The sequence below is a fragment of the Proteus vulgaris genome (assembly GCF_011045815.1).
GTDB classification, from domain to species: Bacteria; Pseudomonadota; Gammaproteobacteria; order Enterobacterales; family Enterobacteriaceae; genus Proteus; species Proteus vulgaris_B.
The window spans coordinates 1,738,383-1,757,750 of sequence record NZ_CP047344.1 but is presented as its reverse complement, the minus strand read 5'-3'; the positions used below and the strand labels follow the sequence as shown (position 1 = coordinate 1,757,750).

Sequence of the window (19,368 nt, the reverse complement as noted above, 5' to 3'; positions counted from 1 at the left end):
CTTTATAACGATAGATAAAAGATATTTAGCTGTTATTTCAGCAAATTTTTGTTAAAATAATTAGCAAAATAGTAACAAGTTAGTGATTCATTTGCCTCATTTTATCAATTCAGATGATCTTGATGAAATGATTTCAGGCACAAAACCCGAAATAGATAGTATAAAGGAGTACGCAATGTCTTTCGAATTACCAAAATTACCTTATGCGTTAGATGCTCTTGAGCCACACATCTCTAAAGAAACTCTAGAATATCACTATGGCAAACACCATCAAACCTATGTAACCAACTTAAACAATCTGGTTAAAGGCACTGATCTAGAATCTAAATCTTTAGAAGAAATTATCAAATCAACTGATGGTGGTATCTTCAATAACGCAGCTCAAGTATGGAACCACACTTTCTACTGGAATTGCTTAGCACCAAACGCGGGTGGCGCACCAACAGGTAAAGTTGCTGATGCTATCAACAAAGCATTTGGCTCTTTTGAAGAGTTCAAAAAGCAATTTAATGATGCTGCTGCAAAAAACTTCGGTTCAGGATGGACTTGGTTAGTGAAAAAAGCTGATGGTTCAGTGGCAATTGTTAACACATCTAATGCAGCCACTCCCGTTTCAGGTGCAGACAAACCACTGTTAACTGTAGACGTATGGGAACACGCTTACTATATCGATTACCGTAACGCACGCGTTAAATACTTAGAAGAGTTCTGGGCGCTGGTTAACTGGTCATTTGTTGAAGCAAACCTAGCGTAATTGAGCTTGAAGATCAAAGATGAGTGATTAAGATTCATTTTTGGTGACATAATAACAAAGGGCCTTGAGCCCTTTGTTATATTCAGATATTCGATAATTTATAATTCAAATTGATCGGATATTTTATAAAACAGAGATTAGAACAACAGCGTTGAAAATATAACGATCATAACAAGTGCTGCTACTGCTGTACTCAAACCAAATTTCAGATCCGTATCCATCTATTCTCCCTCAAAATGATTATAATACACATTATTAACCATAACCTTGTCATGGTTAATTATTATCACATATCAAAATTTGCTAAAATAGCGACCAGTGCACAATTTATAACATTGATTAATACTTTCACTTTTGAGCTAGATCATACAAAATTCACAGCTAATCGCTAAATTATTGCCAGTGTTTGCCCTATGTATGACTATACTGGCAGTTAAACCATAAAATTAGATAAAAGAGACCAATGAAGGTCAGGAGTTTTCCACACCATGGCAACAATAAAAGACGTGGCAAAACGCGCAGGCGTATCAACCACGACTGTTTCTCATGTGATCAACAAAACGCGTTTTGTTGCAGAGAACACACGGGCAGCAGTTTGGGCCGCTATAAAAGAATTAAATTATTCGCCTAGTGCCGTGGCGCGTAGTTTAAAAGTCAATCATACCAAATCTATTGGCCTGTTAGCCACGTCCAGTGAAGCTCCTTACTTTGCTGAAGTGATTGAAGCAGTTGAAAACAGTTGTTATAGCAAAGGCTATACACTGATTTTATGTAATTCACATAATAATCTTGATAAACAAAAAGCCTATTTAGCAATGCTGGCACAAAAACGCGTTGATGGATTATTAGTCATGTGTTCGGAATATCCCGATCACCTTCTCACTCTTTTGGAAGGCTATCGTAATATTCCCATGGTTGTCATGGATTGGGGTAAGGCCCGTGGCGACTTTACAGATACAATTATCGATAACGCTTTTCATGGTGGCTATATCGCTGGCCGTTATCTTATCGAACGAGGTCATCGTGATATCGGTATTATTCCTGGTCCATTAGAGCGCAACACCGGCGGTGGTCGTCTACAAGGCTTTCTAAAAGCCATGGAAGAAGCCAAAATTACAGTAAAAGATGAGTGGATTGTACAAGGTGACTTTGAACCTGAGTCAGGTTATAAAGCGATGTATCAAATGCTAAATCAAAAACAACGCCCTACTGCAGTTTTTTGTGGCGGTGATGTGATGGCAATGGGAGCAATCTGTGCTGCAGATGAGCTAGGTTTACGTGTTCCTTTTGATATTTCAATTGTGGGTTATGACAATATTCGTAATGCACGTTATTTTACCCCTGCATTAACCACTGTCCACCAGCCTAAAGAACGTTTAGGTCAAATGGCCTTATCTATGTTGCTTGATCGCATCGTTAACAAACGTGAAGATGCCCAAACAATCGAAGTACACCCTCGATTGGTTGAGCGTCGTTCAGTTGCTGATGGTCCTTTTATCGACTATCGTCGCTAATTCCTATTCAGCTATATAATATCTAGCGAAGCCATTCCTCATTTAAGGTTTGGCTATCTCCAAGATAATCTAACAACCACGTCAAAGCGGGCGATTCACTTTTATCAACCCACGTCAGACAGCATGGACTGTCTGGCAATGGCTGTGCAAGTTTTAAAGTAACTAGCTTACCTTGGGCTATCAATGGCTCAGCACGATGCCAAGGCACCATTCCTACACATAATCCTGCCAACAAACACTCAAGCCCCATATCCCATGTTGGTACAACCATTCTACGTTGGTTATTTAACGCCCAAGTGTCACGCTTTGGTAAACTACGCGATGTATCCTCTAAACATAAGCTAGGATAAGGTCGCATTTCATCATCGGTTAATGGGTGTTCTGCTTTAGCTAATGGGTGATCAACATGGCAAACACAGCGCCAAGGCATAAAACCCATATCCCTGAAACTATAACGTTCACCAATCGGTGACGCTCTTGTTGCACCAATTGCTAAATCAACACGACCATTAACTAAGGAGTCCCATACCCCATTAAACACCTCTGGGTAGACATACAACTCAATATCAGGAAAATGGCGATAGAAATCGAGAATAAGCTGTTGTGTTCTTTCGGGTTTAACAATGCCATCAACTGCTATACTAAATTGACCACGCCACCCATTGGAAACCTGTTGACATAGGTGTCGAGTGTCATTCATTTTTTTGATAACAGATCGCGCTTCTTTGATGAAAATTTTACCCGCATCGGTTAATTCTACATCACGGTGACGGCGCTCAAATAAAGGAACGGCGAGCCATTCTTCTAATTGCCGAACAGTGTAACTAACGGCGGAGGGCACTCTGTGCAATTCTTGAGCAGCGGAGCTAAAACTTCCTGTTCTAGCGACTGCATCAACAACTTCTAAAGAGTATTCTGACCACATAGAGTTTATTCCTTTGAAAATTTTTCACAGCATTAACCAAATATTCCCGTTTCACAAGTAAAATAGGTCTTAGTTACAATACATAAAATGTTCTACATCACATAGCATAGAAAATAAAATGAATACTAAAACATCCACACAATCAAAAACACCTATGAGCTTCATGGTGTACCTAGCAGGTTTAAGTATGCTGGGTTACTTAGCAATTGATATGTACTTACCTGCATTCGGTATGATGCAGCGTGAACTCGCTATCAGCGAAGGCGCTATCAGTAATAGCTTAAGTATCTTTTTATTTGGTTTTGCTGTTGCTCAGTTACTTTGGGGACCACTTTCTGACAAAGTTGGTCGTAAACCTATTCTTCTTATTGGTTTAAGCCTTTTCTCTTTAGGCTGTCTTGGTATGTTGTGGGTTGAAAGTGCAACAGGCTTACTTACGATGCGCTTCTTACAAGCTTTTGGTGTCTGCTCTGCAGCTGTTATTTGGCAAGCATTAGTTATTGATCGCTTCGATGAGTCTCGCGCACAACACGTTTTTGCTTTAATCATGCCACTGGTTGCATTATCACCCGCACTCGCCCCTTTAATTGGTGCCTCACTATTAAATCACGGTGGCTGGCGTATGATTTTCATGCTACTAATGGCAGTAACACTTGTTTTAATGTTACCAACATTAATGCTGAAAAATATTAAACAAGAATCAGTCTCCGATGCAAACCAATCTACTGCGTCATTTATGACATTACTGAAATCACCTCTATATACAGGTAACGTATTAGTTTATGCTTCTTGTAGTGCAGGTTTCTTTGCTTGGTTAGCCGGTTCACCTATTATTCTTGAGAAAATGGGTTACTCACCACAGGATATCGGTTTAAGCTATATTCCACAAACTATTGCCTTTATGGTTGGTGGTTATGGTTGTCGTATTTTACTGTCAAAAATGACGGGTAAAGCATTATTACCCCTGCTGTTAATTGGTTATGCCGTTAGTATGACTGCATTATACCTTGTTGCTAAATTTACTGAGCCAACATTAACAACGATCTTAATTCCGTTCTGTATTATGGCTGCAATGAATGGTGCATCTTATCCAATCGCTGTATCTAATGCTTTATCAGCTTATCCTGAAATCAGTGGTAAAGCAGCCGCATTACAAAATGCACTACAACTGGGTCTTTGTAGTTTAGCAAGTTTTATCGTGTCTGCGTTTATCAGCCAACAACCGCTTATTAACACCACCGCAATTATGGCGTTAACTGCGATCCCAATGGCAGTTGGTTACTTTATTCAGCGTAATAAATCCGTTAGCAAACACACAATTCAAACAGCAGAATAATCGCACCCTTATTTTTAAGAATATTCTCAAAAAGGCTGTTTTATAAAAAATGGCCTTTTTATTTTCTAGAGAAAAATAATCTACGTCTCTATACTTACCTATACGCTGTAATAGCGTTTTATTTATTTTTTCTTTCGGATTTTGAGGCATTAAACAGATTATTAGCTGATTATGTCAGATGAGTTGTCTTATTAATTCTATTCGTTCAATTCATATTGAACACAATACCATTTTAATACTTTCAATCTGTACACATCCTTTTTTAGCTTTATGTCTCAAAACCCGCTTAGTTTACGCCGGAGAGTATATGAGTACATCTTGTGTAGAAGAAGGCCGAAAGACCTCTCATGATCCTTATAAAAGGATCGCTATAGAACTATTAACTCATGCAGATATTCGAGTAAATGGCTCTGAACCTTATGATATTCAGGTTCACAATCAAAATTTTTATAAAAGAGTATTGCAACAAGGCTCATTAGGTCTCGGTGAAAGCTATATGGACGGTTGGTGGGATTGTGAGCGACTTGATATATTCTTTCATAAGGTATTGCGTGCAGGCCTTGAAAATAAGCTTCCGCAGAATCTACGTGATATTTTCAAAATTGCAACGGCCCGTCTTTTTAATCTACAAACACAAAAACGTGCATGGATGGTTGGTAAAGAGCATTACGATCTTGGTAATGATTTATTTACATCTATGCTTGATCCTAATATGCAATATTCCTGTGGCTATTGGAAAAATGCAGATAACTTAGCACAAGCTCAAGAACACAAATTAGATCTTATTTGCCGGAAGCTCGATTTAAAACCCGGTATGACTTTATTAGATATCGGTTGTGGTTGGGGGGGGCTTGCCGCTTATGCAGCAAAACATTTCGGTGTTTCTGTCACTGGTGTCACCATTTCTGTTGAACAACAAAAATTAGCACAAGCACGATGCCAAGGACTTGATGTTAATATTATTTTAGAAGATTATCGCGATTTACATGAACAATTTGATCGCATCGTTTCTGTCGGTATGTTTGAGCATGTTGGTCCTAAAAATTATGCAACGTACTTTAAAGTAGTTCGTCGTAACTTAAAAGAAGACGGTCTATTTTTATTGCATACCATTGGATCTAATCGCGATAAAGTGAATGTAGATAGTTGGATAAGTAAATATATTTTTCCTAATGGTTGCTTGCCATCGATTCAAAAAATCGCACATGCAATGGACGATAAGTTTGTAATGGAAGATTGGCACAACTTTGGTGCTGATTATGATAAAACTCTAATGGCATGGTATCAGCGCTTTTTAACCTGTTGGCCAGAGATTGAATCAAATTATACACCGCGCTTTAAACGCATGTTTAGCTATTATCTAAATGCCTGTGCTGGTGCATTTAGAGCCAGAGATATTCAATTATGGCAAATCATGTTAAGCCCTAAAGGGCAAGTTGGTGGTTTACAAATTCCACGTTAATTTTAATTAAAAACAAAAAAGCCAGTTTAATCAATGAACTGGCTTTCTTTTTACTTTAGCTTAAAAAGCAACAAAGCTAATAAGTCATAATGTTATTATTACTCTTCGTTTTCACTTTGCTGTGCTGCTAATAAAGCTTGTTGCTTTGCCATAACACGTTCGACTGTATCCACAATCGCTTGAGTTTGAGGATCAAGTTCAATATTCACTTTATCGCCAAGACGTTTACAACCGAGTGTCGTTCTGTCTCGTGTTTCTGGAATAAGATGGACACAGAATCGGTTATTAACCACATCACCAATAGTCAGACTAATACCATCAATACCGATAAAGCCTTTATGCAAAATGTATTTCATCAGCGATTTATCGAAGATACGAAACCAAATTTGTAAATTGTTTTCTGAAGTAATAATTTTGGCAACTTCGGCGGTTGTGACAATATGACCAGACATCACATGCCCGCCTATTTCATCGCCGTATTTAGCTGCGCGTTCAATATTAACTTCAGAGCCCACATTTAATTCACCAAGGTTAGTGAGACGTAACGTCTCTTTCACTAAATCAAAGCTAATGTGCGTACCTTCAATTTTAGTAACCGTTAAACAGCAACCATTATTCGCAATAGAGGCTCCTGTTTCTAAGTTACCGACTAACTCTTTCGGTAATTCAATGATATGGGTACGAAAATCGCCTTTATCTTCTATAGCAATAACTCGCCCTTTTCCCTGAACAATACCTGTAAACATCTTACATCTCCTTGGGTAGATAAACTGGTAAACTCAATTTAGGCTTATGCTAGTTAGAATAACATAGCTCTTATTAATACAAAGGAACAATTATCGTATTTATTCCTTGCTGAGAACTGCCGTTAAATATAACGTAAAAACACCTAATAAATTATCAAAATCCTGTGTTTAAAAAGCTAAGCATCTTTCGTTGCTAATTAAACTTTTATCATTAGAATATGCGTTCTTGAGGATCTCTTTACGCCATTTTAACAATACGGCGTTTATTCTCTTCCTTTCCTTCCTTTTTCTTATAATAAATAAAGGTGTATGCGTGCAGAAGTACATAAAAGAAGCGCGTAGCTTACTTGCTTTAGGCATCCCCGTTATCATCGCGCAATTTTCCCAAACGGCAATGGGTGTGGTTGATACTGTTATGGCGGGTGCTGTAAATGCCACAGAAATGTCTGCGGTAGCAGTAGGTACGTCTATTTGGTTGCCAACGATTTTATTAGGTCAAGGCATATTAATGGCATTGACGCCAATCGTTGCTCAATTAAATGGATCAGGACAACGAAAACATATTGCGGATCGTACACAGCAAGGTTTTTGGCTCGCCACATTCTTGTCTATTATGGTAATTGCCGTTCTTTATAACAGCCGATTTATTATTGAAGCACAACATAATATCGACCCTGAATTAGCTGAAAAAGCGATTGGTTTTATTCATGCCATTATGTGGGGAGCGCCTGGTTGTCTTTATTATCAAGTATTAAGAAGTCAGTGTGAGGGATTATCCAAAACAAAACCCGGTATGATCATTGGTTTTGTTGGCTTGTTGATTAATATCCCTGTGAACTATGCCTTTATTTACGGTAAATTTGGTGCACCACAATTAGGGGGTATTGGTTGTGGTGTTGCGACCGCCTCTGTTTTTTGGGCAATGTTCTTGATGATGCGTTATTACGTGCGTCGTGCTCCCACACAGCGCGATGTTATGCCTAAAAAACGGTTTGTTAGCCCTGAGTTAAATACGATAAAGCGTATTACCTTTTTAGGGTTACCCGTTGGATTAGCGCTCTTCTTTGAGGTGACTTTATTTGCTGTTGTTGCACTGTTAGTCTCACCTTTAGGAGTTACAGCTGTTGCCAGTCATCAAATCGCACTTAACTTTAGTTCACTGATGTTCATGTTCCCTCTTTCATTGGGAATAGCTGCAACCATTCGTGTGGGTTATAACTTGGGACAACGTTCTACAGAGCAAGCGCGTATCTCTGCGATCACGGCACTTGCTGTCGGTTTAATGCTTGCCAGCTGTACCGCTATTTTTTCTATTATCTTTAGAGAAAAAATCGCATTAATGTATAACGACAATCTTGAAGTGGTAACATTAGCTTCTCACTTAATGTTATTTGCAGCCCTTTATCAGTTATCAGATTCTGTGCAAGTTATTGGCTCGGGTGTGTTACGTGGGTATAAAGATACACGTTCTATCTTCTTTATTACTTTTATTGCCTATTGGATCATTGGTCTGCCTTCAGGTTATATCTTAGGTCGTACTGATTATTTTGTTGAAGCGATGGGTCCTGCGGGTTTCTGGATTGGCTTTATTCTTGGTTTAACGGCTTCAGCCATTATGATGGGATCTCGCATTTGGTGGATCCAGCGTCAATCTGATGAAGTGGTGTTATTACGCTCAGAGCGTTAAACAAAAAGGTTAATTTGGCAAGAGAATGACACAAATATCAACAAATAGCTTTAAATACGAGCAGTTGAGTATAAATTTGTGTTTTTCCTCTTGCCAGAATCGGATCATCTCGTTAATATTCGTTCCCGTTGTTACCCAGAATAGATAATGCGTCCATAGCTCAGTTGGTTAGAGCACCACCTTGACATGGTGGGGGTCGGTGGTTCGAGTCCACTTGGACGCACCATTTATTTTTCAACAACATCTCAATACAGTGCGTCCATAGCTCAGTTGGTTAGAGCACCACCTTGACATGGTGGGGGTCGGTGGTTCGAGTCCACTTGGACGCACCATTTCTCTTTTTTTTGATTTTCACTCATCTTACCTACCCTACAAAATAATTAATTCAGCTTGCAAAAATTTATTGCGCAACAAAACGTTTAAAAAACAAGCAGTCAGCACCGTATTTTGATCACATCACTTAAATTTACCTTTTTTCGATTTTCTTCATAGAAATTAACCTCTATAATACGAAACATAATTTTGTTGAAAGGTTTCAGCGTATTGATTTACGGGCATCTTTAGAAAACAGAACAAATGAAACGTGATAGACTATAATGTAAGATGTCTACCAACCATTGATACAAAATAGTGACAAGTTTTTTGTGGTGTTGCTAGATCATTAACATGTTGCGCAACTTATCCATTAGAGATGAGTTTACATATTCTGTTTCGCACAGTTGATTAAAAATAGCGACATTAACCCTTATTCATCCATTACAATACAACCATTAAATAGACTGCCATGAAAAAGACAAAAATTGTTTGCACCATCGGACCAAAAACCGAATCTGAAGAAAAACTGAATCAATTACTGGACGCAGGCATGAATGTTATGCGTCTAAACTTCTCTCACGGTGACTATGAAGAGCATGGCAACCGTATCAAAAACCTGCGTAACGTATGTGCTAAAACAGGCAAAAAAGCCGCTATTTTATTAGATACTAAAGGCCCAGAAATCCGCACCATCAAATTAGAAGGTGGTAACGATGTCGCTTTAGTTGCTGGCCAAACTTTCACTTTTACTACAGACAAATCTGTTGTTGGTAATAAAGATCGCGTAGCTGTAACTTATGAAGGTTTCGCAAAAGATTTAACCGTTGGTAATACTGTATTAGTTGATGATGGCCTTATCGGTATGAAAGTAACAAAAGTTACTGATACTGAAGTTGTTTGTGAAGTTTTAAACAACGGTGACTTAGGTGAAAACAAAGGTGTTAACTTACCTGGCGTTTCTATCGGTTTACCTGCATTAGCAGAAAAAGATAAACAAGATCTTATCTTTGGTTGCGAACAAGGCGTTGACTTTGTTGCAGCTTCATTCATTCGTAAACGTTCTGATGTTGAAGAAATGCGTGCACACTTAAAGGCACACGGTGGCGAAAACATCATGATCATCTCAAAAATTGAGAACCAAGAAGGCTTGAATAATTTTGATGAAATTTTAGAAGCCTCTGACGGTATCATGGTTGCACGTGGTGACTTAGGTGTTGAAATTCCTGTTGAAGAAGTTATCTTTGCACAGAAAATGATGATTGAAAAATGTAACGCTGCGCGCAAAGTAGTTATCACTGCAACGCAAATGTTAGATTCAATGATCAAAAATCCACGCCCTACTCGTGCTGAAGCGGGTGACGTTGCGAATGCTATCTTAGATGGTACTGACGCGGTTATGCTGTCAGGTGAAAGTGCAAAAGGTAAATACCCAGTAGAAGCGGTAACTATCATGGCTACGATTTGTGATCGTACTGACCGCATCATGAAATCACGTCTCGAAGTAAGCCAAAAAGGTGCAAAACTGCGTGTGACTGAAGCAGTATGTCGCGGTGCAGTTGAAATGGCTGATAACTTAGATTCTCCACTTATCGTTGTTGCTACTTTCGGCGGTAAATCAGCACGTTCTATCCGTAAATATTTTCCAACAGCACCAATCTTAGCCTTAACAAACAATGAAGAAACCGCTCGTCAACTTCTATTAGTTAAAGGTGTAACAACTCAATTAGTTAATGAAATTTCTTCTACTGATGACTTCTACCGTATCGGTAAAGAAGCTGCATTAGCAAGTGGTTTAGCTCATGCTGGTGATCGCGTTGTTATGGTAACAGGCGCATTAGTTGATAGTGGTACAACAAATACTTCATCTGTTCACGTTCTGTAATTTGCACAGTATATTAATTGTTCAAAACGCCGCTTTTTAAGTGGCGTTTTTTATTATTCACCCACATCTCGTTTATTTATTCACTTTTCTTTACCACTTCTTCTATCCTTTTAGTAAGCCTTTTATTCATATACGCTAAATAAGGATATAAAATGCCTGATGATACAATAAATACTAATGTCTTCGCTTGTACTACCCTCGCGATTAAAGATAAAAAAAATCGCATTTACCATGGTAGAACAATGGAGTTCTCAACAGATAAACCCGCTTCAATATTTGCATATTATCCTAAAGCACATACTTTCCAACAGAATGCACCAGACGGTACACCAGGGCTAAAATATACTGTTAAATACCCTTTTATTGCCATTACAGCACCCATTAATTTAGAAGGGACAAAAGACGTACTGGAAGGAGTCAATACACAAGGGCTTTCTTTTAGCTTGAATATGCTTCCTGATTCAAAGCTCGATGATATTACCCCGCAAGATTACTCAACGTCAGTACCTATTGCGGCAATCGGTGAATGGGCTTTAGCACAATATGCAACCGTTGAAGAATTAAGGAAAGCCATTCCTAAAACGGCTTTTTGGTCACAAAAACTATTACTTTTACGCAACTTACCCAGCCCTTTTCATTATGCTTTTTACGATAAAACAGGAGCTTGCATTGTTGTTGAAGTTTCTGATGGTCGTTTGCATATTTATGATAATCCTACTTATTGCATGACCAATGGCCCATTATTCCCATGGCATCTTACTAACTTAAATAATTACACTCATCTTTCTAATGTTAATATTTCCACCAGCACATTGGGAAATATTAAAGTCAAACAACCAGATAGTGGAATTGCTTTAGCTTCCTTACCAAGCTCTGATACTTCTGTCGATAGATTTATTCGTGCGGTTTACTATACAACGTATTATCACCAGGTGTCTGATCCTGATATACAACTCATTGAATTAGCGCATATCATGAACCGTTTCGATCGCCCTAAAAATTCTACAATCGATCCATTGCTAGGCCATGACACGTTAAAAGCGCTTCATACAAGTGAATTTTCAGTGTGGACAACGCTCACCGATTTAGAACGAGGAATACTCTTTTTTAGAGGGTATAACAATCTTAACTTTCAAAAGTTTACGCTTGAAGCATTTAAAAATGAAGCAGAGCCTATTTTCATAAAAGTAAATTTAGAAGGTAATTTATAGATAAAAGCGTGAGCAATAATAAAAAAGAACAGATAATATTTTTTTCTATCAGACTTTTATGAATAAAATTCTTTTGTGAAATAACACGCATTTTTTGTACTGAATATTTGCGTTTTAGGTGTTATTTTTTCTATTGTTCAGTTAATGAGTAAGTAGAATATAGTAAATAAATCCAGCATTTTCTTATATCTGTGCCATACTTATTAATGGTTTCATATAAATGCTACTTGTTCCTTTACACAAATTAATAATAGAGGTTGTAACTATGAAAGCGAAACTTGTACTAGGTGCGGTAATTCTGGCTTCAGGCTTATTAGCAGGTTGTTCTTCTAGTAATAATGCACAGTTAGATCAAATCTCTTCTGATGTAAGTAGCCTGAACTCTCAAGTTCAACAACTAAGTAGTGATGTACAATCTGCGCGTGCTGAAGCTAAATCAGCTTATGACGAAGCAGCTCGTGCTAATCAACGTTTAGATAACCAAGTCACTACTTATAAAAAGTAATTTGACTCACCAATAAGCTGAAAACAGCTTTAGGTAAGCATTAATAGCAAAGCCCTAACAATGTTAGGGCTTTGGTTTTTATAAGGTTTTTAATTATTATTAAGTGTATCAATGCCAAAAGCTTTTATACGCTCATTTAAATTAAGATTCGTTGCTAGGTATGAGTTATATCTGATATTTTTGTCTGTTTGAGTAGATATCTGACTAAATGTATCCTTAATTTTATCAACATTTTTTTGTTGATCTTTCGTCAGTACAAAATATTCCATGCCACTGACTTTTTTTAATTCATTCTCTAGAATATTAAATAGCTCTGTCACTGACTTTGAATACTTTGAGTAAGATACTCTGGAGCTAACCTTATCAGGCAAAGTCTCTATTTCAATTAACTCATATGCCCTACATCCCTCTTTAGGAATGACTCGCTGAAGAAGCTCCTCGCACATTAATTGAATATTTTCACTTTTTAGCTTTTTATCCCCAATTAAAAATGTTTTACAGCTATTTATCACCTGAGATAACTTATTAAATAGCAAACCAGAATTATCCGCCATGCTAGGCGTGATACTGTTATTTCTCTTTATCTTATTAGCTGAAACTCTCACTAAATTTCCTTATTATCAGTAAAATAATATTACTTATAGTAAGGTATCTTTAACGCTATTGATTTTATAAAGAAGTCTTTTGCTACTTATAAACTATCATCCAAACTTAGTAGGCTGTAACCTCTACAGGAATACCAGAACGACGAATAAGCTCTGCATCGACTTTATCTTTATCGACTTTGCCACTTTCATACCAAGCATTAAATTGCTTCGTAAATGTAAAAGGCATAGTTTGGGGATCGTCATTTTCATCGCGTGATAGTGGCTGATGAACTTCAATAAATTGCCTACCGTCTGCAGTTTCAGTAAATTTAATCGGTTTATTGATAACCTGAACTCGGCTTCCTTTGGGTACAACATTAAATAATGTCTCAATATCATTCGGACGTAAACGAATGCAACCTGAGCTCACTCTTAAACCGATACCAAAATCAGCGTTAGTACCATGAATAAGGTATTCGCCCCTGCTATGAGCCAATCTTAACGCATAAGCCCCCATAGGGTTTTCAGGGCCAGCAGGAACAACCGCCGGCAATGTTATCCCTTTTGCTGCATAATTTTTGCGAATATTAGTCGTTGGTGTCCAAGTGGGATCTTTTATAAGTTGAGAAATAGAAGTCACCATTTCAGGTGTTTCACGCCCTAATTGACCAATACCGATAGGATAAACATCAACCGTACCACCTTCTTTGGGATAATAATAAAGGCGCAATTCGGCAAGATTGATAACAATACCTTTTCGCACAGTGTCCGGTAAAATCATCTGTAGCGGGATCGTTAATGCTTTACCGGCATCGGGTAAAAGAGGATCAATGCCTGGATTTGCTTCCATCATATTGAGCAATCCCACTTGATATTCAGACGCTATCGCTTCTAGTGAATGCTTATCATCCGGCACAATGTAAGATTGATTATTACCAATAATACGCTGGCCATCATCGGGTAATAGGTATTCTGTAGCATAAGATAAGTGACTACTCATTCCTAATAGCGATGCACCCAAGAGAGTTAACCATTTTTTCATCGTTTATCCCGTGTGTTAGAAATAAAATAAACTGACTATTATGATGATAACATTATCATTGTTATGCTATTCATATAATTAGTCAGTTTAGATCATTAATGAGGGATAAGGTAACATTTACGCTACAGTGTATTCTGAAAAACGCCTAATAAGCGTTGTCACCATTGCATGTAAACCTTGTGTTCTAGATGGCGTTAAGTGACTTTCTAGTGCTAATGATGAGAAATAATGTTTTACATCCGTCGCTAAAGCTTGCTCAACTGTTTTACCTTGGAATAAGATAATAACCAAGGCGACTAACCCTTTAACAATGCCTGCATCACTATCACCAGCAAGGATAAGTTGTTTATTCTCATTAAGAGAAACAGCAATCCAAACTTGGCTTTGGCAACCTTCAATAAAGTTAGCTGAAATACGTTGTTCTTCTGTTAGAGAAGGAAGACGCTCACCTAGCTCCATCATATAAAGATAACGTTGTTCCCAATCCTGACAACGAGAGAAATTGCGTAATAATTTTGCTTCATCTGGCAAATTGGCAACTGCCATGAATAACCTCTTTGTTTTAATCTTTAACCTAATAGCATTTCGACACGCAATAGTGCATTAACCAGTGCATCTATATCGTTTTTATTAGTATACAACCCAAGAGATGCGCGACACATTGCAGTAACCTGATAATAATCCATAATTGGCATAGCACAATGATGCCCAGTACGGATCGCAATACCATAATTATCAAGAAAAGCACCTACATCATAAGCGTGATGTTTACCTAAATTAAAGGCTATCACACCTTGGCGAGAATCATTGCCATACAGCGTTAATGATTTTACTTTTTGTAGCTGCTCTTGTGCATACTTCATTATACTATTCTCATATTTCGCAATATTATTCATGCCTAAATCTGAAAGATAATCTAATGCAGCACCTAACCCAATCATCCCCATAATGTTAGGCGTACCCGCTTCAAAACGCCAAGGTGCATCCGCATAGGTAATATCACCATTGATATGGACATGTTTTATCATTGCACCACCGCCTTCCCAAGGTGGCAATTCATCGAGCACTACCTTTTTACCGTACAACAAACCAATCCCTGTCGGCCCATAAAGCTTATGAGCACTACAAACAAAAAAGTCACAATCAAGTTGTGAAACATTAATGGGTTGATGCATTACGCTCTGCGCACCATCAACCAAGATATGTAATTCACCATCTTGTTGAGAAGCATATTGCCGAGCATCATAAATAATGTTTGCAACTGGGTTCACTGTACCTAATACATTTGATTGATGAGTAATACTAAGTAATTTTGTTCGCTCATCAATTAAACTAGGTAACTGACTTAAGTCCAGCGTACCATCTTGTAATAACGGTAAAATGCGAACATGAAAACCATACTGTTTTGCCAGCATATACCATGGAACAATATTTGCGTGATGTTCCATTTCTGTGATGATGATATTGTCACCATCATTTAAAAATCGTTGGCTATACACATTTGCAATTAGGTTGATCCCTTCCGTTGTTCCTTTAACAAAAACAATCTCTTCTTCACTATTGGCACCTAAAAAATCACAGGCTTTTTTACGGACATTTTCAACCAACGTTGTCGCATTTGCACTTAACGTATGAATGCCGCGATGAACCGCGGCATATTCTGTTAAGGCAAACTGTTTTTCATGTTCAATGACGCAAGCCGGTTTTTGAGCACTTGCGGCACTGTCGAGGTAGACCAGTGGTTTTCCTTTCACTTGTTGTGAAAGAATTGGAAAGTCATCTCGCGCTTTTTCAATGGAATGCGTCATAATGCCTTATTTTATACCTCTAATAAGCGCTGATTAATTCTGTCTAATACAAGCGATTTAATCACACTATTTTCTAACGATTCAGTTAATTCAGCAGCAAATGCATGAATAATCATTTTACGAGCATCGCTTAAAGGAATGCCGCGTGAGCGTAAATAAAACAACTGTTCATCATCAATTCTACCCACTGTAGCGCCATGACTACATTTTACATCGTCGGCATAAATTTCAAGTTGTGGTTTGGTATCGATTTGCGCTTTATCACCCAGCAACAGATTGTTATTCGTCATTTGACCGTCTGTTTTTAATGCTTGTGGCGTAACAGTGATCATACCGTTAAATACGGCCTTTCCTGCATCCATTGCAATACTTTTATGTAGTTGACGACTTTGGCAATTTTTCTCACCATGAACCAACCAAGTACGAGTATCAGCAATTTCTCCGGCTTTAGGTAATACAACGCTATTCATCGAAAGCTCTGTATTTTCACCTTTTAGCGCAGAGCTAGTATGGTGTCGGCTGAGTTTAGCACCCAATAAGAAAGCATAACTATTAACACGAGCATCACGACCTATAGTCAGATCGTTATGTGCAAAGTGCTGACTTTCTGCATTTTCAAAACTTAATTTGATATGGCTAAAAGAGGCATTATCACCAATCGTTGCCGTTAATCTCGCGCCAGTAAAATGACGATTTTCATTATTACTGCTGATATAATGCTCAATGACCTGCATTTGTGTATTAGCACCCACATCAAGATGAAAACGATAATTCGCGTTATTCACCTTCGCACCATGCTCACCTTGTGTAATATTAAGGATATAAAGCGGTTTATCCGCAATAACACCGTTTTTCAGTGTAATAAGCAAAGGGTGTGGCGCTAAACTTTCAACTAAATGCAGAAAAATTTCACCATTGACGGCCTCAGGTAGCTCACTCTGATTATCAAGTAAGGTCACCTGATAAGGGCCGAATTCTTTACTACTTTCTGTTGGCGAAAACGTACCATTCACCATTACAACACGATAGCAATCAAGTGCTAAAGCATGTTTAGTAATTAAGCTTTGCACATCAAAAGGGGGTAACTGTTGATAACTTTGGCTTAACGTCTCATCTAATGGTGTATAGTGCCAATCTTCATGGCGATAAATAGGAAAACCTACTTTCTCAACTTGCAACCAATGATTACGAGCGTTGAAGTTATCGTCACCTTTACGTTGATGATATAATTCAGAAAATATTTTTAGTGCTTGTTGATTACGTAATTCAACTTGGCGCTGTTTTTCACGCTTTTCATTGAGGGTCAATAAGCCAGCCATAACCTTGTTCCTCCAATTTTTGCGCCAATGAAAAATCACCTGATTTAATGATTTTTCCCTGATAAAGCACATGTACAAAATCAGGTTTAATATAATCAAGAATACGTTGATAGTGTGTTACAACAATAAACGCACGTTTACCATCACGTAGGCTATTAACACCATTAGACACGATTTTTAATGCGTCAATATCAAGACCTGAGTCGGTTTCATCTAAAATGCACAGTTCTGGTTCTAGGGCGGCCATTTGCAAAATATCGTTACGTTTTTTCTCACCACCTGAGAAGCCCACGTTAACAGAACGTGTTAACAAATCTTGAGGCATATCCAGTAATTTGATTTTATCTTCAATAAAATCTTCAAAATCAAAGCGATCTAATGGCTCTTGTCCACGATATTCTCTTACCGCATTCACTGAAGATTGTAAGAAAAACTGATTACTGACACCGGGGATTTCAACAGGGTATTGAAATGCCATAAAAATACCCTCACCTGCGCGATCTTCAGGTTCTAATTCTAATAAATCTTTATTTTTGAAAGTAATAGAACCTTCATCTACTTCATATTCTTCACGGCCAGCGAGTGTTGCGGATAAGGTACTTTTACCTGAACCATTTGGCCCCATAATCGCATGAACTTCACCTGCACGAACTTGCAAATCTAGCCCTTTCAGGATTTCATTGCCTTCAACACTGACATGTAAATTTTTAATATCTAACATAATATATGCCTTCGGTATCGTTACACCCAGAATTTGATTAATACTTAACCAACGCTATGCTCTAAGCTGATTGCTAATAATTTTTGTGCTTCTACAGCAAATTCCAGCGGTAATTCTGAGAACACGTCTTTACAAAATCCGTTTACAATCATTGAGATTGCATCATCTTCACTTAATCCACGTTGACGACAATAAAACAGTTGATCTTCACCAATGCGTGACGTTGTCGCTTCGTGTTCAAGCTGTGCTGAGTTATTCATTACCTCAACATATGGAAAAGTATGTGCGCCACATTGCGTACCAATTAACATAGAATCACATTGTGTAAAATTGCGGGCATTTTTTGCACCAGGAAGGACTTTCACAAGTCCACGGTAACTATTTTGACTTTTACCCGCTGAAATACCTTTAGAGATAATGGTTGATTTGGTATTTTTGCCAATATGGATCATCTTAGTACCGGTATCTGCTTGTTGATTACCGTTAGTTAGAGCAACCGAGAAAAATTCAGCCGTAGAATTATCCCCTTTTAAAATCACGCTTGGGTATTTCCAAGTGATTGCAGAGCCCGTTTCTGACTGCGTCCACGACATCTTGGCATTTTCGCCTTCGCAGATAGCGCGTTTAGTTACAAAGTTAAGAATGCCACCTTCACTATCGCCACCAGAGAACCAGTTTTGTACAGTAGAATATTTTACTTCAGCATCTTTATGAATAATGACTTCAACCACAGCAGCATGAAGTTGATAACTATCACGAACCGGCGCTGAACAACCTTCGATATAACTGACATAACTGCCTTCATCAGCGACCAGAATAGTTCGTTCAAATTGACCTGTTTGAGCCGCATTAATACGGAAATAAGTCGATAACTCCATTGGGCAACGTACCCCTTTTGGAATATAGACAAAAGTTCCATCAGACGCGACGGCGGCATTCAGTGCGGCAAAGTAGTTATCATGGCTTGATACAACAGTGCCTAAATACTGACGCACTAAATCAGGGTATTCTTGAATAGCTTCGCTAAATGAGCAGAAAATAATGCCATGTTCAGCAAGCTCTTCACGATATGTAGTTGAAACTGAAACAGAGTCAAAAATTGCATCAACCGCAACCGCTTGCCCTTCTCTTACAGGAACACCCAGTTGGTTAAAGGCATCTTCAACTTCTTTAGTTAAATAATCTTGCACAGCTTGCTTATCACTGGTTACTGCTTCATTTGTACCACCAGCACAACTGCCGTTAGCACAACATGAACTGCAAGAAGGCGCAGAATAATAGCTATAATCTTGGTAATTAAGTGATGGATAATCCGCTTTTAGCCAATGCGGCTCTTCCATTTCTAGCCAATGGCGATATGCATCTAAACGAAATTCCAGCATCCACTCTGGCTCGTTTCTTTTTGCCGATATTGCACGTACAACCGCTTCATTTAATCCTTTTTCTAAGGTGTCAGTTGATATATCGGTATAAAAACCTTCTTTATAGTGGTGATCGCTTAGCCATCCCTGAACTTCATCACCAATTTCAACATTGCTCTGAGACATAATCTGA

At 38.2% G+C, this 19,368-nt stretch carries 18 protein-coding genes and 2 tRNA genes; 10 read left to right on the top strand and 10 right to left on the bottom strand.

The annotated features are described in order from the left end of the window. Window positions 1-175 precede the first annotated feature (175 nt). Entirely contained in the window at window positions 176-754 is a 579-nt protein-coding gene (gene sodB / locus GTH24_RS08225; RefSeq protein ID WP_109372414.1) for a superoxide dismutase [Fe], read from the top strand. A gap of 137 nt (window positions 755-891) precedes the next feature. Here the strand turns inward: sodB and GTH24_RS22450 are convergent, their stop codons facing one another. Then, entirely contained in the window at window positions 892-975 is an 84-nt protein-coding gene (locus tag GTH24_RS22450) for a YnhF family membrane protein (protein WP_109400341.1), read from the bottom strand. 267 nt (window positions 976-1,242) lie between these two features. Between GTH24_RS22450 and purR the strand changes: the two genes are divergently transcribed. Then, on the top strand, window positions 1,243-2,268 hold the full coding sequence (gene purR / locus GTH24_RS08215) for an HTH-type transcriptional repressor PurR (protein ID WP_036937255.1): 1,026 nt from the start codon (window positions 1,243-1,245) through the stop codon (window positions 2,266-2,268). A 22-nt stretch (window positions 2,269-2,290) separates the two neighbouring features. On the opposite strand, the gene punR is transcribed toward purR, so the two are convergent. Beyond that, window positions 2,291-3,193 (bottom strand): DNA-binding transcriptional activator PunR, encoded by a 903-nt coding sequence (gene punR, locus GTH24_RS08210; protein ID WP_072070292.1) that lies wholly within the window; start codon window positions 3,191-3,193, stop codon window positions 2,291-2,293. 118 nt (window positions 3,194-3,311) lie between these two features. Between punR and punC the strand changes: the two genes are divergently transcribed. Further along, window positions 3,312-4,529 carry a purine nucleoside transporter PunC gene (gene punC, locus GTH24_RS08205; protein ID WP_164526216.1) on the top strand — a complete coding sequence of 406 codons (1,218 nt, stop codon included), beginning with the start codon at window positions 3,312-3,314 and terminating at the stop codon, window positions 4,527-4,529. A 307-nt stretch (window positions 4,530-4,836) separates the two neighbouring features. Next, a complete protein-coding gene (gene cfa / locus GTH24_RS08200; protein ID WP_072070296.1) occupies window positions 4,837-5,991 on the top strand; it encodes a cyclopropane fatty acyl phospholipid synthase in 1,155 nt (384 codons plus the stop codon). A 98-nt stretch (window positions 5,992-6,089) separates the two neighbouring features. Here cfa and GTH24_RS08195 read toward each other — a convergent pair whose 3' ends face one another. Continuing rightward, window positions 6,090-6,737: a riboflavin synthase subunit alpha gene (locus GTH24_RS08195; protein WP_164526215.1), complete on the bottom strand. Its 648-nt coding sequence runs from the start codon at window positions 6,735-6,737 to the stop codon at window positions 6,090-6,092. Between the two features lie 313 nt (window positions 6,738-7,050). On the opposite strand from GTH24_RS08195, the gene GTH24_RS08190 reads away from it, so the two are divergent. The 6 genes from GTH24_RS08190 (at window position 7,051) to GTH24_RS08165 (ending at window position 12,337) form a co-directional block, all read left to right on the top strand. Next, complete coding sequence (locus GTH24_RS08190) at window positions 7,051-8,424, top strand: MATE family efflux transporter (protein ID WP_164526214.1); 1,374 nt, start codon at window positions 7,051-7,053, stop codon at window positions 8,422-8,424. Window positions 8,425-8,573: 149 nt separating this feature from the next. Next, window positions 8,574-8,650 (top strand) — tRNA-Val (locus tag GTH24_RS08185). A 29-nt stretch (window positions 8,651-8,679) separates the two neighbouring features. Next, window positions 8,680-8,756 (top strand) — tRNA-Val (locus GTH24_RS08180). A gap of 452 nt (window positions 8,757-9,208) precedes the next feature. Then, window positions 9,209-10,621 carry a pyruvate kinase PykF gene (pykF, locus tag GTH24_RS08175; protein WP_072070301.1) on the top strand — a complete coding sequence of 471 codons (1,413 nt, stop codon included), beginning with the start codon at window positions 9,209-9,211 and terminating at the stop codon, window positions 10,619-10,621. A 152-nt stretch (window positions 10,622-10,773) separates the two neighbouring features. Continuing rightward, a complete protein-coding gene (locus GTH24_RS08170; protein ID WP_164526213.1) occupies window positions 10,774-11,832 on the top strand; it encodes a linear amide C-N hydrolase in 1,059 nt (352 codons plus the stop codon). Between the two features lie 265 nt (window positions 11,833-12,097). Beyond that, window positions 12,098-12,337, top strand: a complete 240-nt coding sequence (locus GTH24_RS08165; protein WP_036937280.1) for a major outer membrane lipoprotein — start codon at window positions 12,098-12,100, stop codon at window positions 12,335-12,337. An 89-nt stretch (window positions 12,338-12,426) separates the two neighbouring features. Here the strand turns inward: GTH24_RS08165 and GTH24_RS08160 are convergent, their stop codons facing one another. From GTH24_RS08160 to sufB, 7 genes are all read right to left on the bottom strand, one after another. Continuing rightward, entirely contained in the window at window positions 12,427-12,942 is a 516-nt protein-coding gene (locus GTH24_RS08160; protein ID WP_072070306.1) for a hypothetical protein, read from the bottom strand. A gap of 106 nt (window positions 12,943-13,048) precedes the next feature. Then, window positions 13,049-13,966 (bottom strand): L,D-transpeptidase family protein, encoded by a 918-nt coding sequence (locus GTH24_RS08155; protein ID WP_164526212.1) that lies wholly within the window; start codon window positions 13,964-13,966, stop codon window positions 13,049-13,051. Between the two features lie 117 nt (window positions 13,967-14,083). Beyond that, the gene (gene sufE, locus GTH24_RS08150) at window positions 14,084-14,512 is read right to left on the bottom strand and encodes a cysteine desulfuration protein SufE (RefSeq protein WP_072070310.1); all 429 of its coding nucleotides are present in this window, start codon (window positions 14,510-14,512) and stop codon (window positions 14,084-14,086) included. A gap of 23 nt (window positions 14,513-14,535) precedes the next feature. After that, window positions 14,536-15,774: a cysteine desulfurase SufS gene (gene sufS / locus GTH24_RS08145; RefSeq protein WP_164526211.1), complete on the bottom strand. Its 1,239-nt coding sequence runs from the start codon at window positions 15,772-15,774 to the stop codon at window positions 14,536-14,538. A gap of 11 nt (window positions 15,775-15,785) precedes the next feature. Beyond that, the gene (gene sufD, locus GTH24_RS08140) at window positions 15,786-17,093 is read right to left on the bottom strand and encodes a Fe-S cluster assembly protein SufD (RefSeq protein ID WP_164526210.1); all 1,308 of its coding nucleotides are present in this window, start codon (window positions 17,091-17,093) and stop codon (window positions 15,786-15,788) included. Then, entirely contained in the window at window positions 17,068-17,814 is a 747-nt protein-coding gene (gene sufC / locus GTH24_RS08135; RefSeq protein WP_072070316.1) for a Fe-S cluster assembly ATPase SufC, read from the bottom strand. The genes sufD and sufC overlap by 26 nt, the downstream gene beginning before the upstream one ends. 44 nt (window positions 17,815-17,858) lie before the next feature. Further along, window positions 17,859-19,361 carry a Fe-S cluster assembly protein SufB gene (sufB, locus tag GTH24_RS08130; protein ID WP_072070320.1) on the bottom strand — a complete coding sequence of 501 codons (1,503 nt, stop codon included), beginning with the start codon at window positions 19,359-19,361 and terminating at the stop codon, window positions 17,859-17,861. Between the last annotated feature and the right edge of the window lie 7 nt (window positions 19,362-19,368).

Coding starts and splice junctions, on each gene's coding strand:
- punR (WP_072070292.1), bottom strand. CDS start 3,193: ATGTGGTCAGAATACTCTTTAGAAGTTGTTGATGCAGTCGCTAGAACA.
- GTH24_RS08165 (WP_036937280.1), top strand. CDS start 12,098: ATGAAAGCGAAACTTGTACTAGGTGCGGTAATTCTGGCTTCAGGCTTA.
- GTH24_RS08170 (WP_164526213.1), top strand. CDS start 10,774: ATGCCTGATGATACAATAAATACTAATGTCTTCGCTTGTACTACCCTC.
- sufB (WP_072070320.1), bottom strand. CDS start 19,361: ATGTCTCAGAGCAATGTTGAAATTGGTGATGAAGTTCAGGGATGGCTA.
- purR (WP_036937255.1), top strand. CDS start 1,243: ATGGCAACAATAAAAGACGTGGCAAAACGCGCAGGCGTATCAACCACG.
- cfa (WP_072070296.1), top strand. CDS start 4,837: ATGAGTACATCTTGTGTAGAAGAAGGCCGAAAGACCTCTCATGATCCT.
- sodB (WP_109372414.1), top strand. CDS start 176: ATGTCTTTCGAATTACCAAAATTACCTTATGCGTTAGATGCTCTTGAG.
- GTH24_RS08155 (WP_164526212.1), bottom strand. CDS start 13,966: ATGAAAAAATGGTTAACTCTCTTGGGTGCATCGCTATTAGGAATGAGT.
- sufC (WP_072070316.1), bottom strand. CDS start 17,814: ATGTTAGATATTAAAAATTTACATGTCAGTGTTGAAGGCAATGAAATC.
- pykF (WP_072070301.1), top strand. CDS start 9,209: ATGAAAAAGACAAAAATTGTTTGCACCATCGGACCAAAAACCGAATCT.
- sufE (WP_072070310.1), bottom strand. CDS start 14,512: ATGGCAGTTGCCAATTTGCCAGATGAAGCAAAATTATTACGCAATTTC.
- sufS (WP_164526211.1), bottom strand. CDS start 15,774: ATGACGCATTCCATTGAAAAAGCGCGAGATGACTTTCCAATTCTTTCA.
- sufD (WP_164526210.1), bottom strand. CDS start 17,093: ATGGCTGGCTTATTGACCCTCAATGAAAAGCGTGAAAAACAGCGCCAA.
- punC (WP_164526216.1), top strand. CDS start 3,312: ATGAATACTAAAACATCCACACAATCAAAAACACCTATGAGCTTCATG.
- GTH24_RS22450 (WP_109400341.1), bottom strand. CDS start 975: ATGGATACGGATCTGAAATTTGGTTTGAGTACAGCAGTAGCAGCACTT.
- GTH24_RS08195 (WP_164526215.1), bottom strand. CDS start 6,737: ATGTTTACAGGTATTGTTCAGGGAAAAGGGCGAGTTATTGCTATAGAA.